The 1,594-nt window shown below is 69.4% G+C and carries 1 protein-coding gene; it reads left to right on the top strand.

Annotated elements, in window-relative coordinates; genetic code table 11:
• Window positions 1-130: 130 nt before the first annotated feature.
• Window positions 131-1,579 carry an NF041680 family putative transposase gene (locus tag FPZ41_RS46375; RefSeq protein WP_407698911.1) on the top strand — a complete coding sequence of 483 codons (1,449 nt, stop codon included), beginning with the start codon at window positions 131-133 and terminating at the stop codon, window positions 1,577-1,579.
• Window positions 1,580-1,594: the final 15 nt, after the last annotated feature.

Genomic DNA, 1,594 nt, shown 5'->3' with positions numbered 1-1,594 from the left:
AACCCCGGGCCTCGAACGTCGCGTCGTACACCCCCACTCATCTGGGGATTCGTCGGGCAGGCGGACGGCCTTCGCATGATCATGCATTCCGCCACGGAAGCTTGTTCATACGAAGGCCGCAGAGGTGAGTGTGCTGCACGACGATGCCCGGCGGGACGCGTTCGACTTCACGTCACACTTCCGGGAGGACTTCTACGCGTGCCTGACCCGACGCGGTGACACGCTGTTCGAGGTCACCGACGCGATGCTCTGCGAGAACGGGCCGGTGGCCTCGCCGGTCGACCTGACGTTGGTGGCCGAACACCGGCGTGGGCACGGCGCGTTGTACGACGCGCTGAACTGCGGCCGGATCGATGTGGATGGGCTACGGCGGGCGCTGGCGGTGCTCCCGCAGCCCAAGGCCGCCGACAACCGGCTCGTCCTCGCGGTCGACGTCAGCAACTGGCTGCGCTCCGATGCCCCGACCAGCGCGGACCGCTTGTTCTGTCACGTCTACGGGCGCAACGGACGCTCCAGCGATCAGTTCGTGCCGGGCTGGCCGTACTCGTTCGTCGCCGCGCTGGAGACCGGCCGCACCTCGTGGTGCCAGCTGCTGGATGCCGTCCGTCTCGGTCCCGACGACGACCTGGCCGAGGTCACCGCCGCCCAGGTCCGCCGAGTCGTCACCGACCTGGTCGAGGGCGGGCAGTGGGAGGAGGGCGATCCGGATGTCCTGGTGGTCTTCGATGCCGGCTACGACGCCCCGCGCATGGCCCACCTCCTGGCCGGCCTGCCCGTGGAAGTGCTGGGGCGGATGCGTGCCGACCGCGTGATGCGCCGGCCCGTGCCCAACACCTGGACCCAGCCCCGCCAGGGCGGACGCCCGCCGAAACACGGCAAGGAGTTCCGCTTCGCCCGCCCGGAGACCTGGGGCGAACCGGACGTGGCGACCGTGACCGTCACCGACCGCTACGGCACCGCGCAGACCATGGCGTTCGACCGCCTCCACCCGAAGCTGACCACCCGCTCCGCGTGGATCGACCACACCGATGAGCTTCCCGTCATCGAGGGCACGGTGATCCGCCTCCAGGTCGACCGCCTGCCCGGCGGCCAGGACCCGCTGCCTGTCTGGCTCTGGTCCTCCCGCACGGGCATGACCAGCAAGGACGTCGACCTGCGCTGGCAGGCATTCCTCCGTCGCTTCGACCTGGAGCACACCTTCCGCTTCGCCAAGCAGACGCTCGGCTGGACCCGCCCCAAACTCCGCACTCCCCAGGCCGCAGACCGGTGGACCTGGATCGTGATCGCCGCTCACACCCAGCTCCGCCTCACCCGCGAGGCCGCCGCAGACCTGCGCCGCCCCTGGGAGAAGCCGGCCGAGCCCGCCCGGCTCACCCCGGCCCGCGTCCGCCGTGGGTTCAGGAACATCCGCCCGCACCTGCACAATCCGGCCCGCGCACCGAAACCAGCAACACCCGGACCAGGCAGGCCAGTTGGATCGAAGAACCGGCGGCCTGCCACCCGCTACGACGTCGGCAAGACCACCAAACGCCCCGAGAGCATCGCCGAACGTAATCAGCTCAAAGCTCGCAAAGGTTAAATTTCAAGCTCAGAA

The sequence above is a fragment of the Streptomyces acidicola genome (genome assembly GCF_009377235.1).
Lineage (GTDB): Bacteria > Actinomycetota > Actinomycetes > Streptomycetales > Streptomycetaceae > Streptomyces > Streptomyces acidicola.
This window is presented reverse-complemented; position numbering and strand designations above follow the sequence as displayed.